3 protein-coding genes are annotated in these 1,467 nt (G+C 51.2%); 2 read left to right on the forward strand and 1 reads right to left on the reverse strand.

The annotated features are described in order from the left end of the window. Nucleotides 1-208 precede the first annotated feature (208 nt). Together F591_RS29305 and F591_RS31870 are read left to right on the forward strand one after the other, a co-directional pair. A complete protein-coding gene (locus F591_RS29305) occupies nucleotides 209-436 on the forward strand; it encodes a helix-turn-helix domain-containing protein (protein WP_019537638.1) in 228 nt (75 codons plus the stop codon). A 296-nt stretch (nucleotides 437-732) separates the two neighbouring features. After that, complete coding sequence (locus F591_RS31870) at nucleotides 733-903, forward strand: hypothetical protein (protein WP_156829726.1); 171 nt, start codon at nucleotides 733-735, stop codon at nucleotides 901-903. A 161-nt stretch (nucleotides 904-1,064) separates the two neighbouring features. Here the strand turns inward: F591_RS31870 and F591_RS31115 are convergent, their stop codons facing one another. Continuing rightward, entirely contained in the window at nucleotides 1,065-1,397 is a 333-nt protein-coding gene (locus F591_RS31115; RefSeq protein ID WP_083935639.1) for a DUF3231 family protein, read from the reverse strand. Between the last annotated feature and the right edge of the window lie 70 nt (nucleotides 1,398-1,467).

Here is a 1,467-nt window from a genome sequence, read left to right on the forward strand (position 1 = left end):
GATCGTCTGCAACTTGCCAACAAGGACACGTGAGACTGTGGGTGGGTCAATTTTAAGTCGGCGCTAGTGGGTCAAATTAATTCCGGCGTTGACACAAATCCTAGGTTTACAAAGTTTTAATTAGATCGTACAGTTAAACCAACAAACCGATAACAAGGAAGCCCTAGTTGCAGTAGAAGAGCAAATTAGAGTAACGAAGGACCGTCGCATGTACGAGCGACTTCAGACCGTGCGTTTGCGCTTAATGGGCAGGTCTGTGCTTGAGATTGCCGAAATCATCGGTCGTTCGGATAAAACGATTTGCAATTCCTTGCACGCCTATGAAAAGGAAGGACTTCCCGGCCTCGTGATGCGGTTCTCTCCTGGACTGAACCAACGTCTGACAGAGCAACTATTTCCGGAAAAAGTGAAAATTAAGCGAAGCGTTACGGAGTAAGTGCTAACGCTAGCCAGAGAGCTTATTTCACTCGAAACGCTCCATATGAAATTCTTACGCAAGTGAGCAGCCTTATTCGGCATTTTGGGCTACCCGATTCAGCGTTTCTGAGCAAATAGCGTTACTACGTTTCGTTACATTTTAAAAAGTGCTCGATTTAGCAAAATAGCGTTTGTCACCAGCGTTAGAAATCATCGATGGGAGTTCAGCCCTTCGCTGATGGTGCCGCTGCGCATAAAGACGGTTTTGCTGGATATGGTATCCGCTTACATCGAGCAGGCGCATGGCAGCGGCGAGTGCGTTCGCATTTGCTGTCAGGCAGCACACTGTCCGTGACGGACATCGCCGAGGAGATCGGCCTGGAGCTGTATTATTTTTCGCGGATGTTCCCCAAATGGAGCGTTTTCCCCGACCGAATATCGCAAAAATGCGGCAGAAGCGGGGCCGCGCCGTACCGCCAAACCTAGCGAAGGACAAGGCGCCGGGCACGAAGGACAAGGCGTCAAGCATGAAGGACAAGGCGCCGGGCATATCGAGCCATGCGGCAGCAGCTTCGGGCTGTTTCGCGCGCACCACGCCAGCCGATCAACCGTTCGAATCTGGACAGGGCGCATGCTCCGTTTCATGGCTAAAGCTTGATCAGTGCTTCGCGGTCTGCTGCTTGGGGTACCCGCTCCATCCATTCGTGCTCGATCATAATGTTTGCGCCGTCCTCGACGTAATTGCCCACTTCCAATAGGAGGCGTCCATACTTTGCAGCTAAATCATGTCTGACGGAGAAGGCCAGGGCATTGCCATAGGAGCGCACTCTCATCGAAAACATATCCAGCTTATGCGCCATCATTAATTTGTCCGAAAACGGCGAAACGGTCGAAGTGGTTACCAGCGGATCAAAAATGGGGGGCGACGTTAAATTCTCCTGCCGGAGGATTTGGCTTAAACATGAAATCGGAATGTGGATAACTCAGGCCTGTGGATAACCCGCCATCGCACTACGGAATGCCTGTTTCAATGCGTTTTTGGAGCCGGGC

The sequence above is a fragment of the Paenibacillus ginsengihumi DSM 21568 genome (genome assembly GCF_000380965.1).
GTDB classification, from domain to species: Bacteria; Bacillota; Bacilli; order Paenibacillales; family NBRC-103111; genus Paenibacillus_G; species Paenibacillus_G ginsengihumi.